19 protein-coding genes and 1 pseudogene are annotated in these 21,429 nt (G+C 64.5%); 8 read left to right on the top strand and 12 right to left on the bottom strand.

Features of this window, described 5'->3' with window-relative positions; translation table 11 throughout:
- Positions 1-252: 252 nt before the first annotated feature.
- Positions 253-1,218: an IS110 family RNA-guided transposase gene (locus CSV86_RS30580; RefSeq protein WP_009397694.1), complete on the top strand. Its 966-nt coding sequence runs from the start codon at positions 253-255 to the stop codon at positions 1,216-1,218.
- 172 nt (positions 1,219-1,390) lie between these two features.
- Here the strand turns inward: CSV86_RS30580 and lnt are convergent, their stop codons facing one another.
- The 4 genes from lnt to CSV86_RS30560 are packed head-to-tail and all read right to left on the bottom strand — an operon-like array spanning position 1,391 to position 5,247.
- The gene (gene lnt, locus CSV86_RS30575) at positions 1,391-2,908 is read right to left on the bottom strand and encodes an apolipoprotein N-acyltransferase (protein WP_009394948.1); all 1,518 of its coding nucleotides are present in this window, start codon (positions 2,906-2,908) and stop codon (positions 1,391-1,393) included.
- 8 nt (positions 2,909-2,916) lie between these two features.
- Positions 2,917-3,756, bottom strand: coding sequence for a CorC family transporter (locus tag CSV86_RS30570; RefSeq protein ID WP_009394945.1), 840 nt, complete (start codon positions 3,754-3,756; stop codon positions 2,917-2,919).
- Positions 3,757-3,761: 5 nt separating this feature from the next.
- On the bottom strand, positions 3,762-4,256 hold the full coding sequence (ybeY, locus tag CSV86_RS30565; RefSeq protein ID WP_009394942.1) for an rRNA maturation RNase YbeY: 495 nt from the start codon (positions 4,254-4,256) through the stop codon (positions 3,762-3,764).
- On the bottom strand, positions 4,249-5,247 hold the full coding sequence (locus tag CSV86_RS30560) for a PhoH family protein (protein WP_009394941.1): 999 nt from the start codon (positions 5,245-5,247) through the stop codon (positions 4,249-4,251). Before CSV86_RS30560 ends, ybeY begins: the two co-directional genes overlap by 8 nt.
- Before the next feature lie 328 nt (positions 5,248-5,575).
- Here CSV86_RS30560 and CSV86_RS30555 point away from each other — a divergent pair, with 328 nt between their 5' ends.
- Positions 5,576-5,839: a DUF1820 family protein gene (locus CSV86_RS30555; protein ID WP_205346522.1), complete on the top strand. Its 264-nt coding sequence runs from the start codon at positions 5,576-5,578 to the stop codon at positions 5,837-5,839.
- Between the two features lie 6 nt (positions 5,840-5,845).
- Here the strand turns inward: CSV86_RS30555 and CSV86_RS30550 are convergent, their stop codons facing one another.
- The 4 genes from CSV86_RS30550 to CSV86_RS30535 all read right to left on the bottom strand — a co-directional run bounded on the left by CSV86_RS30550 (position 5,846) and on the right by CSV86_RS30535 (position 9,349).
- Positions 5,846-6,397: a tetratricopeptide repeat protein gene (locus CSV86_RS30550; RefSeq protein WP_009394939.1), complete on the bottom strand. Its 552-nt coding sequence runs from the start codon at positions 6,395-6,397 to the stop codon at positions 5,846-5,848.
- Between the two features lie 200 nt (positions 6,398-6,597).
- Entirely contained in the window at positions 6,598-7,881 is a 1,284-nt protein-coding gene (gene hemL, locus CSV86_RS30545; protein ID WP_009394938.1) for a glutamate-1-semialdehyde 2,1-aminomutase, read from the bottom strand.
- Positions 7,882-7,897: 16 nt separating this feature from the next.
- Complete coding sequence (gene thiE / locus CSV86_RS30540; RefSeq protein WP_009394937.1) at positions 7,898-8,524, bottom strand: thiamine phosphate synthase; 627 nt, start codon at positions 8,522-8,524, stop codon at positions 7,898-7,900.
- 27 nt (positions 8,525-8,551) lie between these two features.
- Positions 8,552-9,349 (bottom strand): hydroxymethylpyrimidine/phosphomethylpyrimidine kinase, encoded by a 798-nt coding sequence (locus CSV86_RS30535; RefSeq protein WP_009394936.1) that lies wholly within the window; start codon positions 9,347-9,349, stop codon positions 8,552-8,554.
- A 257-nt stretch (positions 9,350-9,606) separates the two neighbouring features.
- On the opposite strand from CSV86_RS30535, the gene CSV86_RS30530 reads away from it, so the two are divergent.
- From CSV86_RS30530 to CSV86_RS30515, 4 genes are all read left to right on the top strand, one after another.
- The gene (locus CSV86_RS30530; RefSeq protein ID WP_009394935.1) at positions 9,607-11,559 is read left to right on the top strand and encodes a sensor histidine kinase; all 1,953 of its coding nucleotides are present in this window, start codon (positions 9,607-9,609) and stop codon (positions 11,557-11,559) included.
- Positions 11,560-11,655: 96 nt separating this feature from the next.
- Complete coding sequence (locus tag CSV86_RS30525) at positions 11,656-13,308, top strand: acyl-CoA dehydrogenase family protein (protein ID WP_009394934.1); 1,653 nt, start codon at positions 11,656-11,658, stop codon at positions 13,306-13,308.
- 66 nt (positions 13,309-13,374) lie between these two features.
- Positions 13,375-14,847 carry an AMP nucleosidase gene (amn, locus tag CSV86_RS30520; protein WP_009394933.1) on the top strand — a complete coding sequence of 491 codons (1,473 nt, stop codon included), beginning with the start codon at positions 13,375-13,377 and terminating at the stop codon, positions 14,845-14,847.
- A gap of 6 nt (positions 14,848-14,853) precedes the next feature.
- Positions 14,854-15,498 carry a pseudouridine synthase gene (locus CSV86_RS30515; protein WP_009394932.1) on the top strand — a complete coding sequence of 215 codons (645 nt, stop codon included), beginning with the start codon at positions 14,854-14,856 and terminating at the stop codon, positions 15,496-15,498.
- Here CSV86_RS30515 and CSV86_RS30510 read toward each other — a convergent pair.
- The gene (locus tag CSV86_RS30510) at positions 15,473-15,679 is read right to left on the bottom strand and encodes a DUF2788 domain-containing protein (protein ID WP_009394931.1); all 207 of its coding nucleotides are present in this window, start codon (positions 15,677-15,679) and stop codon (positions 15,473-15,475) included. The two genes, CSV86_RS30515 and CSV86_RS30510, sit on opposite strands and share 26 nt — an antisense overlap.
- Positions 15,680-15,717: 38 nt before the next feature.
- A complete protein-coding gene (locus CSV86_RS30505) occupies positions 15,718-16,194 on the bottom strand; it encodes an Lrp/AsnC family transcriptional regulator (protein ID WP_009394930.1) in 477 nt (158 codons plus the stop codon).
- Positions 16,195-16,590: 396 nt separating this feature from the next.
- Between CSV86_RS30505 and CSV86_RS30500 the strand changes: the two genes are divergently transcribed.
- Complete coding sequence (locus CSV86_RS30500) at positions 16,591-17,376, top strand: DUF6515 family protein (RefSeq protein WP_009394929.1); 786 nt, start codon at positions 16,591-16,593, stop codon at positions 17,374-17,376.
- A 119-nt stretch (positions 17,377-17,495) separates the two neighbouring features.
- On the opposite strand, the pseudogene CSV86_RS30495 reads toward CSV86_RS30500, so the two are convergent.
- Positions 17,496-18,367, bottom strand: a pseudogene (locus CSV86_RS30495) (cation diffusion facilitator family transporter).
- 1 nt (position 18,368) lies between these two features.
- On the bottom strand, positions 18,369-18,788 hold the full coding sequence (pmcY, locus tag CSV86_RS30490; protein WP_009394927.1) for a periplasmic Zn2+ metallochaperone PmcY: 420 nt from the start codon (positions 18,786-18,788) through the stop codon (positions 18,369-18,371).
- A 119-nt stretch (positions 18,789-18,907) separates the two neighbouring features.
- On the opposite strand from pmcY, the gene hrpB reads away from it, so the two are divergent.
- Positions 18,908-21,427 carry an ATP-dependent helicase HrpB gene (hrpB, locus tag CSV86_RS30485; protein WP_009394926.1) on the top strand — a complete coding sequence of 840 codons (2,520 nt, stop codon included), beginning with the start codon at positions 18,908-18,910 and terminating at the stop codon, positions 21,425-21,427.
- The last annotated feature ends 2 nt before the right edge of the window (positions 21,428-21,429 follow it).

Here is a 21,429-nt window from a genome sequence, read left to right as displayed (position 1 = left end):
GCGATTGCGGTAGTGAGTTCACAATAGCAATCGCGGGTAAACCCGCTTGTATGGTAGGACTTGAAGGGAGGAGGAGGGACATAACTCGCTTCTGACTGTCGCGAGCAGTACAGACCGTGGGAGAAATCACCCCTCCTCCTTTCAGCACCCCAAGCGCCGATAAGGAATGCCTCGTTTGCAAGCGACGATAGATGCAAGCCTGCGCCAGGGTGCGCCCTTCAAGTCCCGTCACGCTACAGAGAGCAGTTAGCAATGGCAATGCCCGTCGTTCCCGTCGAAGCCGGTGTGGATGTCGCCAAAGACGAATTGGTGATTCAAAGCGGCCCAGACACCAAGCCTTTCGCCATCCCCAACACTCCAAAATCGATCAAGACCTGGCTCAAGACAGTACCCAGAAGGTCTGCCCTCGCCATCGAGGCAACCAGCTCCTATCACATGGAGCTTGCCGAGCAGGCTCATGGTGCGGGCTTGAGCGTCTATGTGGTCGATGGTCTCAGGCTGAGCCGCTACCGTGACAGCCTCGGTGTACGAGCGAAGACTGACGCCAATGACGCCACCTTGCTCGCCCGTTTTCTGAACAGGGAACGCGCGTCACTGAAGATGTGGGTGCCGGCACCGCCTGGCCACCGCGAGCTCCAGATGCTGCTGCGACGCCGCGCCAAAATTGTGGAAATGCGCGGCATGATGCGCATGAGTTTGTCGGGAGAAAAGTTGTTCGAGAAAGAACTGGAGGTCATCGAAAAGACGTGCAAACGCCTTGAGCGATTGTTCGAAATGCGTTTGCGCGAAATCGTCAAGGAAACGGGACTTAGGGATCAGTTACGCCGCCTTCAACAGCTGCCTGGTGTCGGTTTCCTCACGGCAGTTGGTTTGACGATGTCGTTCATTCGCGGTGAATTTGCCAACAGCGATGCGTTTGTCGCGTACTTGGGAATGGACGTGATAACGGCTCAGTCCGGGAAGTGGGTCGGCCGAGGGAGATTAAGCAAGCGCGGGGACTCGGAGGTTCGCAGGCTACTGCACAACGCGGCGATGAGCGGCAGTCGAACCCAGACCTGGAAGCAGTTTTACGCACACCATCTGGAGCGAGGCAAGAAGACCACTCAGGCGCTGGTAATCCTTTCACGGAAGATGGCACGGCTGGCCTATGGCTTGATGAAGAGCCAAACGGACTGGAAACCGCAGGTCTATACCGGAGGTGCAAAACCAGTTGGCTGACTGGAGCTGCTGCGCAGCTCACAGCGATTAGACCTCTGAAACAGCCTTACACCTGGGAGCGTCCTCACAGGTGCGACAACCCACGCCTGTAGAAAATGGAGAGGGCAGAAAAGGCCGTCGGCGAAAAAGTTGCCTCCGGCCATAGAATCTCCCACAAGGTACGCATCGTTCTTCAGACGGTCCTGGCGATCCGGCTGGTAACCAGCGCCCAGCCCAGCAGCAAGGTGCAGAGAATGACCAGTGGCCACGAGCGCCATTGCAGATACGGCGTCAGTTGCCGCATCGGCACCACCTCCCCGTAGAGAATCCCGCGCTCGAACTGCGGAATCTGCGCGGTCACGCGGCCGAACGGGTCGATCAGCCCGGTCACCCCGTTGTTGGTTGCCCGAATCATCCAGCGCCCGGCTTCCAGTGCGCGCATCTGCGCCATCTGCAAGTGTTGCAGCGGGCCGATGGACTTGCCGAACCAGGTGTCGTTGCTGATGGTCAGGAGCATGTCACTACGCGCCGCAAGGCTGGCGGCCAGCTCCGGGTAGACCACTTCATAGCAGATGAACGGCGCCAACTGGTAGCCCTTGGCCTGGAGCAATGCCTGGTCGGCCGGACCGCGGGCGAAATCGGACATCGGCAGGTCGAAGAATTCGATCAGGCCGCGCAGCAGGTCCTGCAGCGGTACATATTCGCCGAAGGGCACCAGCTTCTGCTTCAGGTAGGTTCCGTCGCCTTCGCCGATGGCGGTGATGCCGTTGAAGTAGCGACGCTGCCCATGTTCGAACAGGCGCACCGGAACGCCGGTGATCAGCGCCGAATGGCGGTCGCCGGCGAAGCCGCTCATCATGTCCAGGTATCCCTGGACGCTGTCCTTGAACACCGGCACTGCGGTTTCCGGCCAGACGATCAGGTCCACCGGCTTGCTGGTGAAACTCATGTCGCGGTACAGCTCTAGCTGCCGGCGCAGCTCGCTGGGTTCCCACTTGAGGCTTTGTTCGATATTGCCCTGGATCGCCGCTACCCGCAGCGGCTCGCCCGAGGGTACGGTCCAGGCATGGCCCTTGAGTGCGATGCCGACTGCCCAGGGGCCGATCAGCAGGGCGATGCCCGCCGCCAGGAACGCCTTGCGCTGGCGCAGGCGGTGCAGGTTGCACAGCAGCGCGGCGGTCAGGGCCAGGGTGAACGAGATCAGCCACATGCCTCCCAGCGGCGCGAGGCCGGCCAGCGGTCCGTCGAGCTGGCTGTAGCCGGCATAGAGCCATGGGAAGCCGGTGAGGAACCAGCCACGGAACGCTTCCTGGGCCAGCCACAGCGCCGCGAAGCCAAGGGCATCGGCCAGTGGCGCCTCGTTGCGGCGCAACCAGCGTGCCCAGACCCACGCGGGCAGGGCGAAGAACCAGGCGATGGCGGCGAAGAAGGCCAGCATCAGCCCGCCGGCCAGCAGCGCCGAGGCGCCGCCGTAGTCATGGATGCTGACGTAGATCCACCAGGTGCCGGCGGCGAACAGGCCGAAGCCGTAGTGCCAGCCGCGCCATAGCGCCTGGCGCGGGCTCAGCTCGCGCAGGCCGAGGTAGAACAGGCCCAGGGCGACCAGGGCCAGGGGCCAGATATCGAAGGGGGCCAGCGACGGGGTGGTCAGGGCGCCGGCCGCCATGGCCAGCAGGTTACCGGGCCAGCCGGGGCGGGTGATCCAGCGCATGGTTGTCCTTAACGGGTTACAGGTGTCAGGCGCAGCAAATGTATCCGGCGGCTGTCGGCGTTGAGGATACGGAAGCGGTAAGGCCCGATTTCAGTAGTTTCGTTGCGCTTGGGCAGGTGTCCGAAGGCGCTCATGACCAGGCCGCCAACGGTGTCGAACTCATCGTCGGAGAACTCGCTGTCGAAGAACTCGTTGAAGTTCTCGATCGGCGTCAGCGCCTTGATCAGGAAGTCGCCGCTGGGCAGGGGCTTGATGTAGCTGTCTTCCTCGACATCGTGCTCGTCCTCGATATCGCCGACGATCTGCTCCAGCACGTCCTCGATGGTCACCAGGCCAGCCACGCCGCCGTATTCGTCGATGACGATGGCCATGTGGTTGTGGTTGGCGCGGAACTCGCGCAGCAGCACGTTGAGGCGCTTGGACTCCGGCACGAAGGTGGCCGGGCGCAGCAGGTCCTTGATGTTGAAGCTGTCGCCGTTCTCCTTGAGGATCAGTGGCAGCAGGTCCTTGGCCAGCAGTACGCCGAGGACATCGTCATGGCTTTCGCCGACCACCGGATAGCGCGAGTGCGCGGCGTCGATGATCGCCGGGAGGAACTCCCGCGGCGATTGCGAGGCCTTGATGCTGATCATCTGCGAGCGCGGCACCATGATGTCTCGGACCTGCAGGTCGGCGACCTGGATGGCGCCTTCGACGATGGTCAGGGCCTCGCTGTCGAGCAGCTTGTTCTGGTGGGCTTCGCGCAGCAGCTCAAGGAGCTCCTGGCGGTTTTTCGGCTCATGGGCAAAAGCCTGGGTCAGCTTGCCAAGCCATGACTTTTGCCCGTTGCTCGATCGATCTTCGCTCATGGCGGTTACTCGTGATCCTTGCTGTTTTCAGTGTGTGGGGTGTCGTCTTCGTCGTCGGCGTACGGGTCCGGATGACCCAGTTCGGCAAGCAACGTTCGTTCCAGTGCTTCCATTTCCTCGGCCTCATCGTCCTCGATGTGGTCGTAGCCCAGCAGGTGCAGGCAGCCATGGATCACCAGGTGCGCCCAGTGGGCCTCAAGGGCCTTGCCTTGCTCGGCGGCCTCGCGCTCGACCACCTCGACGCAGATCACCAGATCGCCCAGCAGCGGGATATCGAGCATGTCGTCGGGGACATCGGCCGGGAAGGACAGGACGTTGGTGGCGTAGTCCTTGTGCCGGTAGGTGTGATTCAGCTCGCGGCCCTCGGCTTCATCCACCAGACGGATGGTCATTTCCGAGTCCGCCGTGCGCTGGCGCAGGGCCAGCTCGCACCAACGGCGGAACAGGGCTTCGGCGGGCGCGGCTTTTTCAGTCGCGATCTGCAGGTCAAGTTCAAGCATTGCGCGGGGTGCCTTCGGCCTTGGCCTGCTGGTCGTCGAAACGCTCGTAGGCTTCGACGATGCGCTGTACCAATGGATGACGCACCACGTCCTTGGGCTGGAAGTGGGTGAAGCTGATACCCGGCACATCCTTGAGCACCTGGATGACATGGCCCAGGCCGGATTTGGTGCCGCGTGGCAGGTCTACCTGGGTGATGTCGCCGGTGATCACGGCGGTGGAGCCGAAACCGATCCGGGTGAGGAACATCTTCATCTGCTCGACCGTGGTGTTCTGGCTTTCGTCGAGGATGATGAAGCTGTTGTTCAGGGTACGGCCGCGCATGTAGGCCAGCGGAGCGATCTCGATCACCTGGCGCTCGATCAGCTTGGCCACGTGTTCGAAGCCGAGCATTTCATAGAGGGCGTCGTACAGCGGGCGCAGGTAAGGGTCGATCTTCTGCGCCAGGTCGCCGGGCAGGAAGCCGAGCTTCTCGCCCGCCTCGACTGCCGGGCGCACCAGCAGGATGCGCCGCACCTGCTCGCGTTCCAGCGCATCCACCGCGCAGGCCACGGCCAGGTAGGTCTTGCCGGTACCGGCGGGGCCGATGCCGAAGTTGATGTCGTTGCCGAGGATTTCCTTGACGTAGCGCTGCTGGTTGAGGCCGCGCGGGCGAATGGCGCCCTTGCGCGTGCGCAGCGACACGCTGACTTCGTTGACCGCTTGGTTTTCCAGCGCTTCGACGGAAGATTCCTGAAGGAACAGGTGGACCATTTCCGGCGACAGCTCGGTGGCCTTCGTCTCGCGATAGAGGCGGCGCAGCAGTTGCTCGGCGGTGGAGGTGACCCGGGGGTCGCCGATCAGTTCGAACTGGTTGCCGCGGTTGCGGATCTCGATGGCCAGACGCTGTTCGATCAGGCGCAGGTGCTCGTCGAACTGGCCGCACAGGTTGGCGAAACGGTGAGCTTCGAAGGGCTCGAGAATGAAACGATGGGGTTCGATGGGTGCGTTCAAGGTTGTTTTAAGCCGCCCTTGGGCAAGAAATATGATTTCAAGAATAACCTCGACTGCCTGGCGGCGAAAGCGCTGAAACGATCAATGGGGGCGTGGCCGTCCGGGCTGTCGATCGGCTTGGACATTGTCGCAGCGGAAGTTGACGATTCGGTTATGCCGGTCGGCGCGGTTCATGCGGGAGCAGGCAAGCCAGCTCCTACCTGCCGGGCAAGGCCCCTGTGCTATTATTCGCCACCTTTTTTACAGCCATTTTTCCCCTGCCGAACATGACCAAGCGCGAAGCCCCATCTACAAAGTGATCTTCCTCAACCAGGGCCAGGTGTTCGAGATGTATGCCAAGCAGATCTACCAGAGCGACCTGTGGGGTTTCCTGGAGATCGAGGAATTCGTCTTCGGCGAGCGTACCCAGGTAGTGGTCGATCCGAGCGAAGAGAAGCTCAAGGCGCAGTTCGAAGGCGTGACCCGCAGCTTCGTGCCGATGCATTCGATCGTGCGTATCGATGAAGTGGAGCGCCTGGGTACGCCGAAGATCAGCGAGGCCAAGGGCGGCGGCAATGTCATGCCGTTCCCGATGCCGATGCCGGAAAGATAGGACGCGTCAGGGAAGCGGCGAGAAGGGCGTGCGGCCGTCGGCGGACTGAAGTTCCAGCAGGTATTTGCGGAAGATCTGGCCCAGCACCTGGGTGGCGTTTTCCAGTTCGTCGCGCGGCATCCGCGCCGAGACTTCGTCGGCCTCGTCCAGCGCATCCTCGGCACCGTTGACCGCGGCCATCTTCAGCAGGATGTAGGCCTGCACGTTGTTGGCCGAAACGCCTTCGCCGCGGGCGAACATCATTCCCAGCTTGTATTGCGCATCGGCGTGCCCCTGTAGCGAGGCCTGCTCGAAGTAGCTCAGCGCCTGGTTCAGGTCGCGGGTGGTGTTCTTGCCGTCGAAATAGAATTCGCCCAGCTCGTATTGGGCCTGGGCGTCACCGGACTGGGCGACCTGCTTGCAGCGGGTCACGGCGTCGGCGAGTTCTTCGGGGGACGTATTCAGGGTGCAGCGGCCCGTGGTGGGGATCAGCAACGAGTTACCGCCTGCCGCGATGGCCAGCAGGGGCTGAAGTAGCAACAGGCAGCCCAGGGCAAGGGCGCGGCCGGCGCGGTTCATGGTGATCGACTTACCTCTGCAAAGCTGCGGCCAAAGTGTGTCTGGTGGCACATTATGGGTTAAGCAGCGCCCACCTTACAAAGTCTTTACCAGATTTTCTGCCATCAAGGCGCAATTCGGTCATAAGGCTGTGGGGCTTTCTTACAAGACAGGGGCGAAAGGCTTACAAGCCTGCGCCCCTGTCTTTTACCGCAGATGCCTTATTTCAGGACGGCAAACGCCCGTTCGGCGGCATCCAGGGTGATCTTCAGCTCGGTCTCGCCGTGGGCGATCGAGGTGAAGCCGGCTTCGAAGGCACTTGGCGCCAGGTACACGCCGCCTTCCAGCATCAGGTGGAAGAAGCGCTTGAAGCGGTCGACATCGCTGCCCATCACGTCGTCGAAGGTGACGATATCGTCGGCGCCGGTGAAGTACAGGCCGAACATGCCACCGGCCTGGGTGGTGACGAACGGCACGCCCGCCGCATCGGCGCGCTGTTGCAGGCCGTCGAGCAGGCTGCTGGTGAATGCGCTCAGCTCGTCATGGAAGCCCGGACGGCTGATCAGCTTCAGGGTAGTCAGGCCGGCGGCCATGGCCAGCGGGTTGCCGGACAGGGTGCCAGCCTGGTAGACCGGACCCAACGGGGCGATCTGTTCCATGATATGGCGCTTGCCGCCGAAGCAGCCCACCGGCATGCCACCGCCGACGATCTTGCCGAAGGTCGACAGGTCGGGGGTGATGCCGTAATGCGCCTGGGCGCCGCCCAGTGCAACGCGGAAACCGGTCATCACTTCGTCGAAGATCAGCACCACGCCGTGCTGGTCGCACAGGCTGCGCAGCCCTTCGAGGAAGCCGGGCGCCGGCGGTACGCAGTTCATGTTGCCCGCCACCGGTTCGACGATGATGCACGCCACGTCCTGGCCGACCTTGCCGAGCATCTCGGCGACCGCGTCGATATCGTTGAACGGCAGGGTCAGGGTGTGTTTGGCAAAGTCCGCCGGCACGCCGGCCGAACTGGGCACGCCCTGGGTCAGCAGGCCGGAGCCGGCTTTCACCAGCAGGCTGTCGGAGTGGCCGTGGTAGCAGCCTTCGAACTTGATGATGCTGTCGCGGCCAGTGAAGCCGCGCGCCAGGCGGATGGCGCTCATGGTGGCCTCGGTGCCGGAACTGACCATGCGCACCATTTCCATCGAGGGCACCAGCGAGCAGACCAGGTCGGCCATCTCGGTTTCCATGGCGGTCGGAGCACCATAGGACAGACCGTGGGCCAGTTGCTTGCGCACCGATTCCAGCACGTCCGGATGGCTGTGGCCGAGGATCATCGGGCCCCAGGAGCCGACATAGTCGACATAGCGCTTGTCGTCTTCGTCGGTGACGTAGGCACCCTCGGCATGCTTGAAGAACAGCGGAGTGCCGCCGACGCTGCGGAAGGCGCGCACGGGCGAGTTGACGCCGCCGGGGATGTGTTTCTGGGCGCTGGCGAACAGGCTTTCGGAACGGGACATGGAGGTTCCTCGCAAATCAGAGACTGGAAAAAAGGGCGTTGAAGGCACGGGCGCGGCGGGTCACTTCCTGCGTGCTGTCGGCACCGAACAGGCCGTGGATCACCGCCAGCAGGTCGGCACCGTGCTCGACCAGTGGCGCGGCGTTGTCCAGGGTAATGCCGCCGATCACCGCCACCGGCAGCTTGACCCGCGCCTTGGCCTGGCCGATCAGGGCGAGGTCGGCGGCGGGAGCGCCGGGTTTGGTCAGCGAATTGAAGAAGCGTCCGAAGGCGACATAGCTGGCGCCTTCCCGGCTGGCCTGTTCGGCCAGCTCTAGTTGTGCATGGCAGGTGGAGCCGATGATCGCATCCTTGCCGAGCAAGGTACGCGCCGGCGTCAGCGGACCGTCGGTCTGCCCCAGGTGTACGCCGACGCCCAGGCGCGCGGCCAGTTCGGCGTCGTCGTTGATGATCAGGCGCGTCCTGTAGCGTGCGCACAGGTCGCGCAGGGTCTCGGCCTCGCGCAGGCGGCGGGCCTGGTCGTTGCTCTTGTCGCGGTATTGCAGCAGGGTCACCCCGCCTTCCAGCGCGGCTTCGACATAAGGAAGAAAGCGTCCCGCCAGCAGTTGGCTGTCGGTGATGGCATACAAACCGCGGAGCTTCATTACAGGTGCCTCACAGCGAGTCGTGCTTCAGGAGCAGAAATCCAGGGGCAGGCGACGGGGCACGTATTGGCCCTTGCCCAGTTGTTCGGCGTCGCGCAGGGTCCGCCAGGTGTAGTCCAGCGCCGTGCGCACCGCGCTGTGCAGTTGCTCGCCAAGCGCCAGGCGACCGGCCAGGGCGCTGGCCAGGGTGCAGCCCGAGCCATGGTAGCTGCCCGGCAGGCGCTGGCAGGTCCAGGTGTGGCGCTGGCCATCGCGGCTGTACAGGCGGTTGTGGATCTCGGTCTCGTCGCCGTGACCGCCGGTGATCAACAGGTGCTCGACATACGGCAGCAGCTTTTCCGCGCACTCGTCGGCCGTGCCCTCCGGCAGTTCGGCGAGAATGCGCGCTTCCGGCAGGTTGGGCGTGGCGATGGTGGCCAGCGGCAGGAGCCGCTCGCGCATGGCGTAGCCGACTTCGTCCTTGCCCAGCCGCCCGCCGCCGCCGGCGCGCAGCACCGGGTCGCAGACCATCGGCAGGTGCGGGTGGGCACCGAGCAGTTCGACCACGGTATCGACCATTTCCAGCGAGCCGAGCATGCCCAGCTTCACCGAGGCGACCTGCGAGTCGGCCAGGACGATGTTGGCCTGGGCCAGTACCCATTCGCGGTCGAGCACGCGGAAGTCCTGGACGTTGACGGTATCCTGCACGGTCAGGGCGGTCACGGCGGGAGCGGCGTGACAGCCCTGGGCGATCAGGGCTTCGATATCTGCCTGCAGGCCGGCGCCGCCACTGGGGTCGTGGCCGGAGAGACAGAGGACAACGGGGCGGGAGCTGTAGGTATTCATAGGTGCGCGAGCTTACCACCAAACGCTTTTGCCGGGATGTCCGTCATACGGGGCTTTTCTGATCGATTGGACAGGAATTTCCCTGCGCATGGCCGTAAGTACCGAGCCAGAGCCCCGGGGACGACCTTGTCCCGCCTGCTGGCGATTCAATACCGCTGTGCTAGAGTGCTTCGAAAATGACATCAGGCTCTGCCGGATCTCGTCGTCTCACAAGGACTGGGGCTTACGACGCGACCGTACAGGCCACGCTGGGCTGTATGCGCTATCTGCTGATCGTTGTACTGGGCTGGCTGCCTTTGCTGGCCGGAGCCGTCGACTTCGACGACTCGACCCGAACCCTGCCCCTGGGCCGCGTCATGCAGGTGTTCGAGGACGCTGACGGTAGCGCCTCCATCGAACAGGTCAGTTCGCCTTCCTTCGCCGCCTCCTTCAAACCGCACCAGGCCGACGTGCTCAACGCCGGGTACTCGACTTCGGCATTCTGGCTCAAGGTCGATCTGCACTATCTCGCCATGCCCCAGGCCGCACCGCGTACCTGGCTGCTGGAGCTGGCCTATCCGCCGCTCGACCACCTGGAACTCTATCTGCCGGACGCCAACGGCCGCTACCGCCTGGTCCAGCGCACGGGGGATGCCTTGCCCTACGCCAGCCGGCAGATCGAGCAGGCCAACTACGTTTTCGAATTGCCGATGCAGCCGGACCAGCAACTGACCGCCTACCTGCGCCTGCAGAGCGAAGGCTCGGTGCAGGCACCGCTGAGCCTGTGGGCGCCCCGCGCCTACCTGGAGGCGCTGCCGGGCAAGATCTACGTGCTCGGGCTGATCTATGGCGTGCTGCTGGGCATGCTGGTCTACAACCTGTTCATCTACATCAGCGTCCGCGACGTCAGTTACCTGTGGTACATCCTCTACATTGCCTCCTTCGGCCTGTACCAGCTCTCGGTCAATGGCGCCGCCGTCGCCTATTTCTGGCCGGACAGCCCCTGGTGGGCGAACGCGTCCACGCCGCTGTTCATCGGTGCGTCGGGGTTGTTCGGGTGCCTGTTCGCCCGCAGTTTCCTGCGCATGGCCAGTATTGGCCGGGCATTCGATGTTCTTTTGCAGGGGCTGGCGGCCTGTTCGGCACTGGTCATGGTGATTTCGCTGGCTTGCGGCTATGGCCTGGCCCTGCGCCTCGCTACGCTGCTGGCCCTGGCCTTCACCCTGAGCATCTTCGCCGCCGGATGGTTCGCCTGGTGGCGTGGCTTGCGGGTGGCGCGCTATTTCATCGTCGCCTGGTCGGCCTTCCTGGTCGGCGGGATGGTCAACACGCTGATGGTGCTTGGTCATTTGCCCAATATGTTCCTGACCATGTACGCCAGCCAGATCGGCGCCGCGCTGGAGGTCTGCCTGCTCTCGCTGGCGCTGGCCGACCGGATCAACGCCATGCGCGAGGAAAGGGCCGCGGTCCTGCGCGAGGCCGGGCAGAAACTGGAACTGCTCAATCGGCAACTGGCCCACAGCAACGAACTCAAGGACCAGTTCCTCGCCACTGTTACCCATGAGCTGCGCACCCCGATGAATGGCGTGATCGGCTCGCTGGAACTGATGCAGACCCAGCCGATGGGCGCGGAACTGGGGCAGTACCAGCACACCGCCAGTATCGCGGCGCATGACATGCTGCGCATGATCGACGACATTCTCATCCTCAGCGAACTCCAGGCCGGGCGCCTGGTGGCCAGAGCCGAGCCCTTCAGCTTGCGCGGGCTGGTCCAGGAACTGCGCACACGCTTTATCTCACCGGCCATGGACAGGGACCTGTTGCTGCACCTGGACGTGGCCGACAACCTTGCCGACCGCCTGCTGGGCGACCGTCACAAGCTGGCCCTGTGCCTGGGTTACTTGCTCGACAACGCGATCAAGTTCACCCATCGCGGAGGGGTGAGCCTGCACGTGCGCGGCCAGGCTAGCCAGCATCTGCTGGCCTTGACCTTCAGCGTGCGCGACAGTGGCATCGGCTTCGTCACCCTCGACGACTCGCTGCTGTACAAGCGCTTCTTCCAGGTCGATGGCTCCATGAGCCGGGAATACGGCGGCCTCGGTATCGGCCTGGCGATCTGTCGCCAGCTTGCCGAGCTGATGGGCGCGCGCCTGGGCCACAACTCGGTGCCGGGGCAGGGCAGCAGCTTCGAACTGAGCATCGTGCTGGCGTTGGCAAATGCCGCTGGATAGGGGATATATCGCACCGCGTTAGGCGTTTTTGTCACTTTGTGCCGGGGCAGGGCGTGATTCACTGGTTTTTCGGACACGTCCTATCAGGAGCCCCCGATGAACCTGCATCAGTACGCTGAAACCCACGAAGTCACCAACCAGCCGCCATCCCTCGATGGCGCCAATCTTTACCGCCTGGACCTGCCGTTGCAGGAATGGGGGCGCAGGTACGGAGCCGGTTGGGCCGAGTCGCGGATCGATGCCTACGGGGCCCTGGCCGGTGGGCCGCTGATGGAGGCCGGTTTTCTTGCCAACCAGAACAAGCCGCAGTTCGCCAGCCATGACCGCTTCGGTCACCGAATCGACCTGGTGGAGTTCCATCCCGCCTATCACCAACTGATGCGCACGGCCATCGAGCATGGGCTGCCCTCGTTGCCCTGGGCCGAGTCCCGCGACGGTGCCCATGTCGCGCGGGCGTGCATGACCTACCTGCACAGCCAGGCCGAAGCCGGCAGCGGTTGCCCGCTGACCATGACCTTCGCCGCCGTGCCCGCCTTGAAGCTGCAGCCGGAACTGGCCGAATACTGGCTGCCCAAGGTGCTCTCCTGCGAATACGACCCGCGCAATATCGGCGACCGGCACAAGGCCGGGGTGACCATCGGCATGGCCATGACCGAGAAGCAGGGCGGTACCGATGTGCGTGCCAACACCACCAGGGCGTATCCGGTGGGTGCTCCCGGTCCGGGCCAGGCCTATGAACTGGTCGGCCACAAGTGGTTCTGCTCGGCGCCGATGTGCGATGCCTTCCTCACCCTGGCCCAGACCGACAAGGGCCTGAGCTGCTTCCTCCTGCCGCGCCATCGCCCGGACGACGGGCGCAACCAGTTCTATATCCAGCGCCTGAAGAACAAGCTCGGCAACTGGTCCAATGCCTCCAGCGAAGTGGAATTTCGCGGTGCTCTGGCCTGGATGATCGGCGAAGAAGGACGCGGCGTGCCGACCATCATCGAGATGGTCGCCATGACCCGCTTCGACTGCATGGTCGGCTCCAGTGCGTTGATGCGCCAGGCCCTGACCCAGGCGGCGCACCACTGTGCCCATCGCCAGGTTGGTGGCCGGGTGCTGGCGGACCAGCCGCTGATGCAGAACGTCATCGCCGACCTGGCCCTGGAAAGCGAGGCCGCGCTGGCCCTGAGCCTGCGCATGGGCCAAGCGCTGGATCATCTCGACGACTCGCAGCAGGCGCATTTCTCGCGCCTGGTGACGGCGGTGGGCAAATACTGGATCTGCAAGCGCGCCCCGGCGATGATCAACGAAGCCGCCGAATGCATGGGCGGCGCGGGTTATGTCGAAGACAGCATCCTGCCGCGGCTCTACCGCGAAGCGCCGGTCAACTCCACTTGGGAGGGCTCCGGCAACGTGCAATGCCTCGATGTGCTGCGTGCCCTGTCCAAGGAGCCGGGCGTGCTCGACAGTCTGTTCATCGAGCTGGGGGACGGCCACGGTGACCGCCGCCTGGCCACGCACATCGCCAACCTCAAGGCCGCTTTCGGCGACACCAGCGATATCCAGTACCGCGCCCGCCAGCTGACCGAGGACATTGCCGTCGGCCTGCAGGCGAAGTTGCTGCTGGAGGCCGGCAACGCCACGGTCAGCGACGCCTTTATCGCCAGCCGCCTGGGCGAGGGCGGGCGGGTCTACGGCACCTTGCCACGGGGGATCGACGTTGCTGCGCTGGTGCAGCGCTCGACGCCGAACTGGCCGCTGTGAACGTGCGTGCCTTTGCAACAGGATGTAGGCAAGATGGAAGCCTGCATGTCAGACAGGAAGTAACCCGTGAGCCGTTTTGATGAAGCCTTCGTTGTCGTAGAAACCGCCGAGCAAGCCGTCGATCGTCTGGCGACCCTGCACCAGACCGCCACCGACGCCTTGAGCCAGGCGCTCAAGCGCTACCTGAAGGACCGCACCGAGCCGAACGCCGAGGAGCGTTCGCTGTTTCGCTATCCCGAACTGCGCCTGACCTATCACTACCATGGCGAGGTACCCGCGACCACGCGGGCCTACGCCAAGGTCCAGCTGCCGGGCACCTACAGCGTCACCGTGACCCATCCGGCGGCTTTCCGCAGTTATCTGCTGGAGCAGTTGCGCCCGTTGATGAAGGACTTCACCGTCAAGGTCGAAGTGGGCGTCAGCGAGCAGAACATCCCTTATCCGTATGTGGTCGAGCAGGGCGACGAACTCGCTGGCTCCGGTATCACCGCAGCCGCGCTGGCGCGGGTCTTCCCGAGCACCGACCTGTCCGCTGCCACCGATGGTATCGCCGACGGCCTGTATGACTGGGGCAGCGCCGAAACCCTGCCGCTGGCGCTGTTCGACGCCGCGCGGGTGGACTTCTCCCTGCGCCGCATCGTGCATTACACCGGCAGCGACTGGCGCCATGTGCAGCCGTGGATCCTGCTGACCAACTATCACCGCTATGTCGACCAGTTCATCAGCCATGGCCTTGAGCAACTGCGTGATGATCCGCGCTTCGTGCGCATGGTCCTGCCGGGCAACGTGATCATCGAAAAGTCCATGGACAACGGCGAGGCCCAGGCGCTGGTGGCCGGGGTGGTCTGGCACCGCTACCAGATGCCGGCCTATCACCTGATCGCCGCCGACGGCGACGGCATCACCCTGGTCAATATCGGTGTCGGCCCGTCCAACGCCAAGAACATCACCGATCACCTGGCGGTACTGCGTCCGCATTGCTGGCTGATGATCGGCCACTGCGGCGGCCTGCGTCAGTCGCAGAACATCGGTGACTACGTGCTGGCCCACGCCTACATGCGCCGCGATGGCATCCTCGACCGCGTGGTACCGCCGAACATCCCGATCCCGGCCCTGGCCGAAGTGCAACTGGCGTTGCAGGAAGCGGCGGCACAGGTCACCGGCGAGCGTGGCGACGAATTGAAGAAGCGCCTGCGTACCGGCACCGTGCTTACCTACGACGACCGCAACTGGGAACTGCGCTGGGCCGAGGAGCGACCGCTGATCAACCTGTCCCGCGCCGTGGCGGTGGACATGGAAAGCGGCACCATCGCCGCCCAAGGCTATCGCCTGCGGGTACCGTACGGCACGCTGCTATGCGTTTCGGACAAGCCGCTGCACAGCGAGATCAAGTTGCCGGGGGCGGCCAACGCCTTCTACAACCGTGCGGTCAGCCAGCACCTAAAGATCGGCATTGCCGCCCTCGACCTGCTGCGCACCGAACTCAACTCGTTGCACTCGCGTAAACTGCGCAGTTTCGACGAGCCGCCGTTCCGCTGAGGTTTCATGCCGCTACCCCCACGCAACACGCCGCGCCGCCCTGCGGCCAAGCCCGCCGGTCCGCGACGCCCGCCCAAGGCGCCGCCGGCCGAGCCGCGGTTGATCCTGTTCAACAAGCCCTTCGACGTGCTGACCCAGTTCAGCGACGGCGAGGGGCGGGCGACCCTCAAGGATTTCATCGCGGTGCCCGGCGTCTATCCCGCCGGACGCCTTGATCGTGACAGCGAAGGCCTGTTGCTGCTGACCAACGACGGCCAGTTGCAGGCGCGTATCGCCGATCCGAAGCACAAGCTGCCCAAGACCTATTGGGTACAGGTGGAAGGCGAGCCGAGCGAAGAGCAGATCCAGCGCCTGCGCGACGGCGTCGAGCTGAACGATGGCCCGACCCTCCCGGCCCAGGCCCGCCCACTGGACGAGCCGCAGTTGTGGCCGCGCAATCCGCCGGTGCGTTTTCGCAAGAGCGTGCCGACCAGATGGCTGGAACTGGTCATCAAGGAAGGCCGCAACCGTCAGGTGCGGCGCATGACCGCTGCGGTTGGCTTGCCGACCCTGCGCCTGGTGCGGGTGAGGATCGGCGACTGGACACTGGACGGCCTCGAGCCGGGCCAGTGGAAGGACGTGCCGGTTACTGGTGCAACTCGATCCAGGTGATCACCACGCTTTTGATGATGAAGGCGAGGATGCCCAGGCCGAGCACGAAAAACAGGATGAAGGTGCCGAACTTGCCGGCCTTGGACTTCTTCGCCAGGTCATAGACGATGAAGCCCATGAAACCAATCAGGACGGTGACGAGGATGGTCATCATCCACTCTTCGAACAACACAGGATCCATCGATTCTCTCCGGCAGCGTGAGGCGCCGGATTATACGCCTATCGCAGGTGGGTCAGTGGTAGCTCGGTACTTGCCAAAACCTGATTCAGGACAAAACTCGAGCGCACGCTTGTGACACCCTCGATCCGGGTCAGGTGGCCGAGCAGCAGTTTCTGGTAGTGATCCATGTCCGGCACCACCACCTTGAGCTGGTAGTCGGCATCCATTCCGGTGACCAGGCTGCACTCCAGCACCTGCGGCAGGTTGCGGATCGCCGCCTCGAAGGTTTCGAAGCGCTCGGGCGTGTGCCGGTCCATGCCGATCAGCACATAGGCGGTCAGGCTCAGGCCGAGTTTCTTGCGATCGAGCAGGGCGACCTGGCGGGAAATGAAGCCGTCGTCCTCCAGCTGCTTGACCCGCCGCGAGCAGGGCGACGGCGATAGCCCGATGCGCTCGGCGAGTTCCTGGTTGGAGATGCGCGCATCACGCTGCAATTCGGCAAGGATGCTCAGGTCGTAGCGGTCCAGCTTGCTCATGGGAAGGGCCTTTTCTGTACGGATTGCTGACAATTATTAATATTTGGCAAAAAATTGCGCAAGTGGTGTTTATATCCGCAATCTTCGCAATCCTCTGCCGGCCCGGTTTTCCTAATATTGTTTCCAGAATCACTGCCCGGACACATGTCCACGGCGACCTCCCCAATCAGGAGGGTCGCGGCCAGCAATCCCACAGGGTTGTGCTTGGCCCCCGGGCTACACACGGTCCACAAGACAGGTGTGAGGTGAGCCGGCGTCACGAGCGTCGAGCCAGGACAAGTTTCTCGAAGGGCGACCCACGGGTCGCCCTTTTTTATGGGCAAGATTTCACCTGCCGAGCCGGAGCGCCCCTGCTAGAGTGGCCGCACGATCATTACCACCGGTAGAGAACAAAGCATGACATCGCGTATCTGGCCGCTGGCTGCCGTCGGCCTGCTGTGCCTGAGCCTGAACGTAATGGCCGAGGGCGAGCATGACCGGCGTGGCGAGTCGCCCTTGCAATCCAAGCCGGGCGAGGCCTGGCAGACCCAGCCACCGCGCCAGGGCTACTACCAGGACATTCCCCGCCGCAACGACGGCAACCCGCACTGGCAAAACGGCCCGCGTGGTGAACAGCCGAACTGGGCCGGGCGCCCGAGCGGGCATGGCAACGGCTGGGGCCCTGGGCCGCAGTACCGGCCGGGACATGCCATCGATCGCTTCCCGGATCGCTATTGGAAAGTGCCGTATCGCGGGCAGGACTATTTCTACTCGGGCGGCTACTGGTATCGCCCGCATGGCTCGGGCTACGTGGTGGTGACGCCGCCGTATGGCGTGCGGGTGAGCTACCTGCCGGACTATGCGCGGGAGATGTGGATTGGCGGGGCGCTGTTCTTCCTGGTGGCGGATACCTATTACCAGTACCAGCAGGCCAGCCAGGAGTATGTGGTGGTGAACCCGCCGCAGGTGCAGCAGCCGGTGCCGGTGCAACAGGGGAGCGGGTATGACGTGATCGCCTACCCGATGCAGGGGCAGTCGCCACAGCAGCAGGAGCAGGATCGCTACCAGTGCCATCGCTGGGCAGTGGACCAGAGTGGATTCGATCCGTCCTATGCCAACCAGGCGCCGCCGGCGCAGGTGGCGGATACCTATCGCCGGGCGATGGGCGCTTGCCTGGCTGGGCGCGGGTATAGCGTCAACTGAAGACTTGCTGTGTGTTCGAGGGCCCTATCGCTGGCAAGCCAGCTCCCACAGGTTTCGCGGCGCACGCTGTACCCCTGTGGGAGCTGGCTTGCCAGCGATGAGGCCCTAAAGAACACCCACTAAACCGGATCTGCATGCACCAGCACTTCAGCCCGCGGATACTCCCGGCTGATCGCCGCCGAAGCCTCTTCGCACAACGCATGCGCGCGTGTCAGCGGCAGTTCCCCGGCAACTCCAGATGGACCTGCACGAACCAGCGATTCCCCGATACCCGCGTACGCAGGTCATGCGCCCCGACCACCCCGGGCACCGCGCAGACCAGCGCCAGCATCCGTTCGCTGACCTGCGCCGGCAGCTCTTCGTCCATCAAGGTGGCAAAGCTCTCCCGGGCGATAGTCAGGGCGCTCCAGAGGATGTAGACCGCAATCCCCAGCCCGAAGAACGCATCCAGTTGCGGCCAGCCATACGCAGCCAGTACCAGCGCCACAAGGATGCTGCCATTGAGTAGCAGGTCCGAGCGGTAATGCAGGGAGTCGGCGCGTACTGCCGTTGACCCGGTTGCCCGTATCACCCGCCCTTGCACTGCCAGCAGTGCCACTGTCAGTACCAGCGAAAGCAGCATCACCACCACGCCGAGCCCGGTGTTGCCCAGCGGCTGCGGGTCCTGCAAGCGCTCGAAGGCCTGGAACGCGATCAATACCGCACTGACACCGATGAACAGCGCCTGCGCCATGCCCGCCAGCGACTCGGCCTTGCCATGCCCATAGCGATGATCCTCATCCGCCGGGCGCAGGGCATAGCGTACCGCCAGCAGATTGAGCAATGACGCCGCGCCATCGAGCAGCGAGTCGGTCAACCCCGCCAGCAGGCTGACCGAGCCGCTCAGCCACCAGGCGACGGCCTTGCTGACGATCAGGGTGCACGCCACCGCCAGCGAGGCGCGTGTGGCGAGGCGCAGCAGGCGGGCGTGTTCGCTGGCGTGGTCGGTCATGTCAGGCAGCAGGAACCAGGCCGTACATGGCCAGTTGTTCCAGGCTGCCCTTGTGCTGGATCAGGCGCGGGTCGTTCAGCGGCAGGCGCTGGCCCAGTTCGCTTTCGAGGATGACCTGCAGGCGGGCGTTGTCCACCTTGCCGTCGGCGCCGATGGCTTCGTCGAGTTTTTCCGGCGACACCTGCGCGGTGCTGCCGCCAGGCAGGTAGATGGCGCCGGTGGCGAAGTCGACACCGAAGGCGATCAGGCCGGGAATGACGTAGAACAGGATACCCACGGCATCGAGGGCGACGATCACCGGATCGACCTTGCCTTCGATCTGGCCGCGGCGATCAGGGTAGAACAGGGTGCCGCAAGCCGTGAGCTGGGTCAGCAGGGTCGCGACCAGGATGCCACCAGTGACACGGGAAGGAATACGCATTGAAAGTCTCCGCAAGGATAGCCGCAACGATACCGGCAAAAGGCCGGTGCCAGTGGATAAGACCATGATAGGGCAGGCCGGGTTCGCCGTTATACTCGCCCCTCTGTTTGAGGGCTACCATGATTTCCTTACCGATTGATGCCGTACTGCCATCGTTGCGCAAAGCCCTGGCCGAACGCCACGAAGCCGTGCTCGAAGCGCCGCCCGGCGCCGGCAAGACCACCCGCGTGCCGCTGGCGCTGCTGAACGAGCCGTGGCTGGCCGGGCAGACCATCCTCATGCTCGAACCCCGCCGCCTTGCCGCCCGGGCCGCCGCCGAGCGCCTGGCCAGCGAGCTGGGGGAAAAGGTCGGGGAAACCGTGGGCTACCGCATCCGCCTGGACAGCAAGGTCGGCCCGCGCACCCGCATCGAAGTGGTTACCGAAGGTATCCTCACCCGTCGCCTGCAGGATGACCCGGCGCTGGAAGGCGTTGGCCTGCTGATCTTCGATGAGTTCCACGAGCGCAGCCTGGACGCCGACCTGGCCCTGGCCCTGAGCCTGAACGGCCGCGAATTGCTGCGAGACGAGCCGCCGCTGAAGATCCTGTTGATGTCCGCCACGCTCGAAGGCGAGCGCCTGTCCGCGCTGCTCGACGATGCCCCGGTGATCAGCAGCGAGGGCCGCATGTTCCCGGTGCAGATGCACTGGGGCCGGCCGTTCCAGCCAGGTGAACGTATCGAGCCGCGGGTCACCGACACGGTGTTGCAGGCACTGGACGAACAGAGCGGCAGCCTGCTGGTGTTCCTGCCCGGACAAGCGGAGATTCGCCGGGTCCATCAATCGCTGCAGGAGGCCTTGGACGAGCGTCCGGATATCCTTCTTTGCCCGTTGCATGGCGAGCTGGAGCTGTCCGCCCAGCGCGCCGCCATCGAGCCGGCGCCGGCGGGCAAGCGCAAGGTGGTGCTGGCGACCAATATCGCCGAGACCAGCCTGACCATCGACGGCGTGCGCGTGGTGATCGACGCCGGGCTGGCGCGGGTGCCGCGTTTCGACCCGGGCAGCGGCATGACCCGTCTCGACACCCAGCGCATTTCCCGCGCCAGCGCCACCCAGCGCGCAGGACGGGCGGGGCGCCTGGAGCCGGGCGTGTGCTACCGGCTATGGTCCGAGGCCCAGCATGAACAGCTCGCCGCCTATGGCAGCGCCGAGATCATCCAGGCCGATCTGTCCGGGTTGGCCCTGCAATTGAATCGCTGGGGCGTGACGCCCGAGCAGTTGAGCTGGCTGGACACGCCGCCGGCTGCGGCCTACAGCCAGGCCCAGGATCTGCTGCGTCGACTGGGCGCGCTGAGCGAAGGGCGTCTGACCGCCCACGGCCAGGCCATGGCCGAACTGCCGGCTCATCCCCGTATCGCCCACCTGTTGCTGCGTGCCCAGGACCTGGGCCTGACCGCCATGGCCTGCGATGTCGCCGCGTTGCTCGGCGAGCGCGACATCCTGCGCGGCGCCGGCGCTGATCTGCACAGTCGCCTGAGCCTGCTCAGTGGCGAGACCCGGGCCGATCGCGGCAGCCAGGGCGGGGTGCAGCGGGCCCGGCAACTGGCGCGGCAATATCGTGGTTTCCTGCGCGACAAGCCCGGCGCGGCGGTGGCCGACCCGGAGCATCCGCGCTGGCTCGGCGCCTTGCTGGCGCTGGCCTATCCCGACCGAGTCGCCCAGCAGCGGCGCGCCGGCGGGGCCGAGTACCGCCTGGCCAACGGTCGCGCCGCGCAATTCGGCGAGGTCGATGCGCTGATGAAAGAGCCATGGCTGGTGGTCGCCGACCTGGGCAGTCGCCAAGGGCAACGCGAGGAGCGGATCTACCTCGCCGCTGAACTCGATCCCGGCCTGTTCGAAAACGTGCTGGCCGAGCAGGTCAGCGTGGTGGAACAACTGGAGTGGGATGAAAAGGAAAACGTCCTGCGGGCCGAACGCCAGCGCAAGGTCGGCGAGCTGGTTCTCGGTCGTGAACCGCTCACCGGGCTGGATGACGATGCACGTGCCCGCGCCTTGCTCGATCTGGTCCGGCGCAAAGGCCTGGCGCTGTTGCCGTGGACGCCGGAACTGCGCCAGTGGCAGGCACGGGTCGCCTTGTTGCGACAGCTCGATCTCGCCAACGGCGGCGACAGCGAATGGCCCGACCTGAGCGACGACGCGCTGCTGGCGACCCTGCCGGACTGGCTGCAGCCCTACCTGGGCAAGGTCACCCGCCTCAGCCACTTCGCCAACCTCGACCTTTCCTCCATCCTGCGCAACCAACTGCCCTGGCCGCTGCCGCAGCGCCTGGACGACTGGGCGCCGGTGCATATCGGCGTGCCGTCGGGTTCGAATATTCGCGTCGATTACAGCGAGCACCCGCCGGTGCTGGCGGTGCGCATGCAGGAACTGTTCGGGCTGGCGGACACCCCGCGCATCGCCCAGGGCCGGCAGAAAGTCCTGTTGCACCTGCTGTCCCCGGCACGGCGGCCGGTGCAGGTGACCCAGGACCTGGCGAACTTCTGGCGCAGTACCTACGCCGAGGTAAAGAAGGACCTCAAGGGACGCTATCCGAAGCATTACTGGCCGGATGATCCTTTGGTGGCCGAGGCCACCGCGCGGGCCAAGCCGCGCGGGACCTGAGG

It is taken from the genome of Pseudomonas bharatica CSV86, from assembly GCF_000319305.2.
GTDB lineage: Bacteria > Pseudomonadota > Gammaproteobacteria > Pseudomonadales > Pseudomonadaceae > Aquipseudomonas > Aquipseudomonas bharatica.
Note: the sequence above shows the minus strand (reverse complement) of the source record. Positions and strands in the feature narration are given on the sequence as shown.

Coding starts and splice junctions, on each gene's coding strand:
- CSV86_RS30555 (WP_205346522.1), top strand. CDS start 5,576: ATGTATGCCAAGCAGATCTACCAGAGCGACCTGTGGGGTTTCCTGGAG.
- ybeY (WP_009394942.1), bottom strand. CDS start 4,256: ATGCTTGAACTTGACCTGCAGATCGCGACTGAAAAAGCCGCGCCCGCC.
- CSV86_RS30525 (WP_009394934.1), top strand. CDS start 11,656: ATGAACCTGCATCAGTACGCTGAAACCCACGAAGTCACCAACCAGCCG.
- CSV86_RS30510 (WP_009394931.1), bottom strand. CDS start 15,679: ATGGATCCTGTGTTGTTCGAAGAGTGGATGATGACCATCCTCGTCACC.
- CSV86_RS30530 (WP_009394935.1), top strand. CDS start 9,607: ATGCGCTATCTGCTGATCGTTGTACTGGGCTGGCTGCCTTTGCTGGCC.
- CSV86_RS30580 (WP_009397694.1), top strand. CDS start 253: ATGGCAATGCCCGTCGTTCCCGTCGAAGCCGGTGTGGATGTCGCCAAA.
- CSV86_RS30515 (WP_009394932.1), top strand. CDS start 14,854: ATGCCGCTACCCCCACGCAACACGCCGCGCCGCCCTGCGGCCAAGCCC.
- CSV86_RS30550 (WP_009394939.1), bottom strand. CDS start 6,397: ATGAACCGCGCCGGCCGCGCCCTTGCCCTGGGCTGCCTGTTGCTACTT.
- CSV86_RS30505 (WP_009394930.1), bottom strand. CDS start 16,194: ATGAGCAAGCTGGACCGCTACGACCTGAGCATCCTTGCCGAATTGCAG.
- lnt (WP_009394948.1), bottom strand. CDS start 2,908: ATGCGCTGGATCACCCGCCCCGGCTGGCCCGGTAACCTGCTGGCCATG.
- CSV86_RS30500 (WP_009394929.1), top strand. CDS start 16,591: ATGACATCGCGTATCTGGCCGCTGGCTGCCGTCGGCCTGCTGTGCCTG.
- CSV86_RS30570 (WP_009394945.1), bottom strand. CDS start 3,756: ATGAGCGAAGATCGATCGAGCAACGGGCAAAAGTCATGGCTTGGCAAG.
- hemL (WP_009394938.1), bottom strand. CDS start 7,881: ATGTCCCGTTCCGAAAGCCTGTTCGCCAGCGCCCAGAAACACATCCCC.
- CSV86_RS30535 (WP_009394936.1), bottom strand. CDS start 9,349: ATGAATACCTACAGCTCCCGCCCCGTTGTCCTCTGTCTCTCCGGCCAC.
- hrpB (WP_009394926.1), top strand. CDS start 18,908: ATGATTTCCTTACCGATTGATGCCGTACTGCCATCGTTGCGCAAAGCC.
- pmcY (WP_009394927.1), bottom strand. CDS start 18,788: ATGCGTATTCCTTCCCGTGTCACTGGTGGCATCCTGGTCGCGACCCTG.
- thiE (WP_009394937.1), bottom strand. CDS start 8,524: ATGAAGCTCCGCGGTTTGTATGCCATCACCGACAGCCAACTGCTGGCG.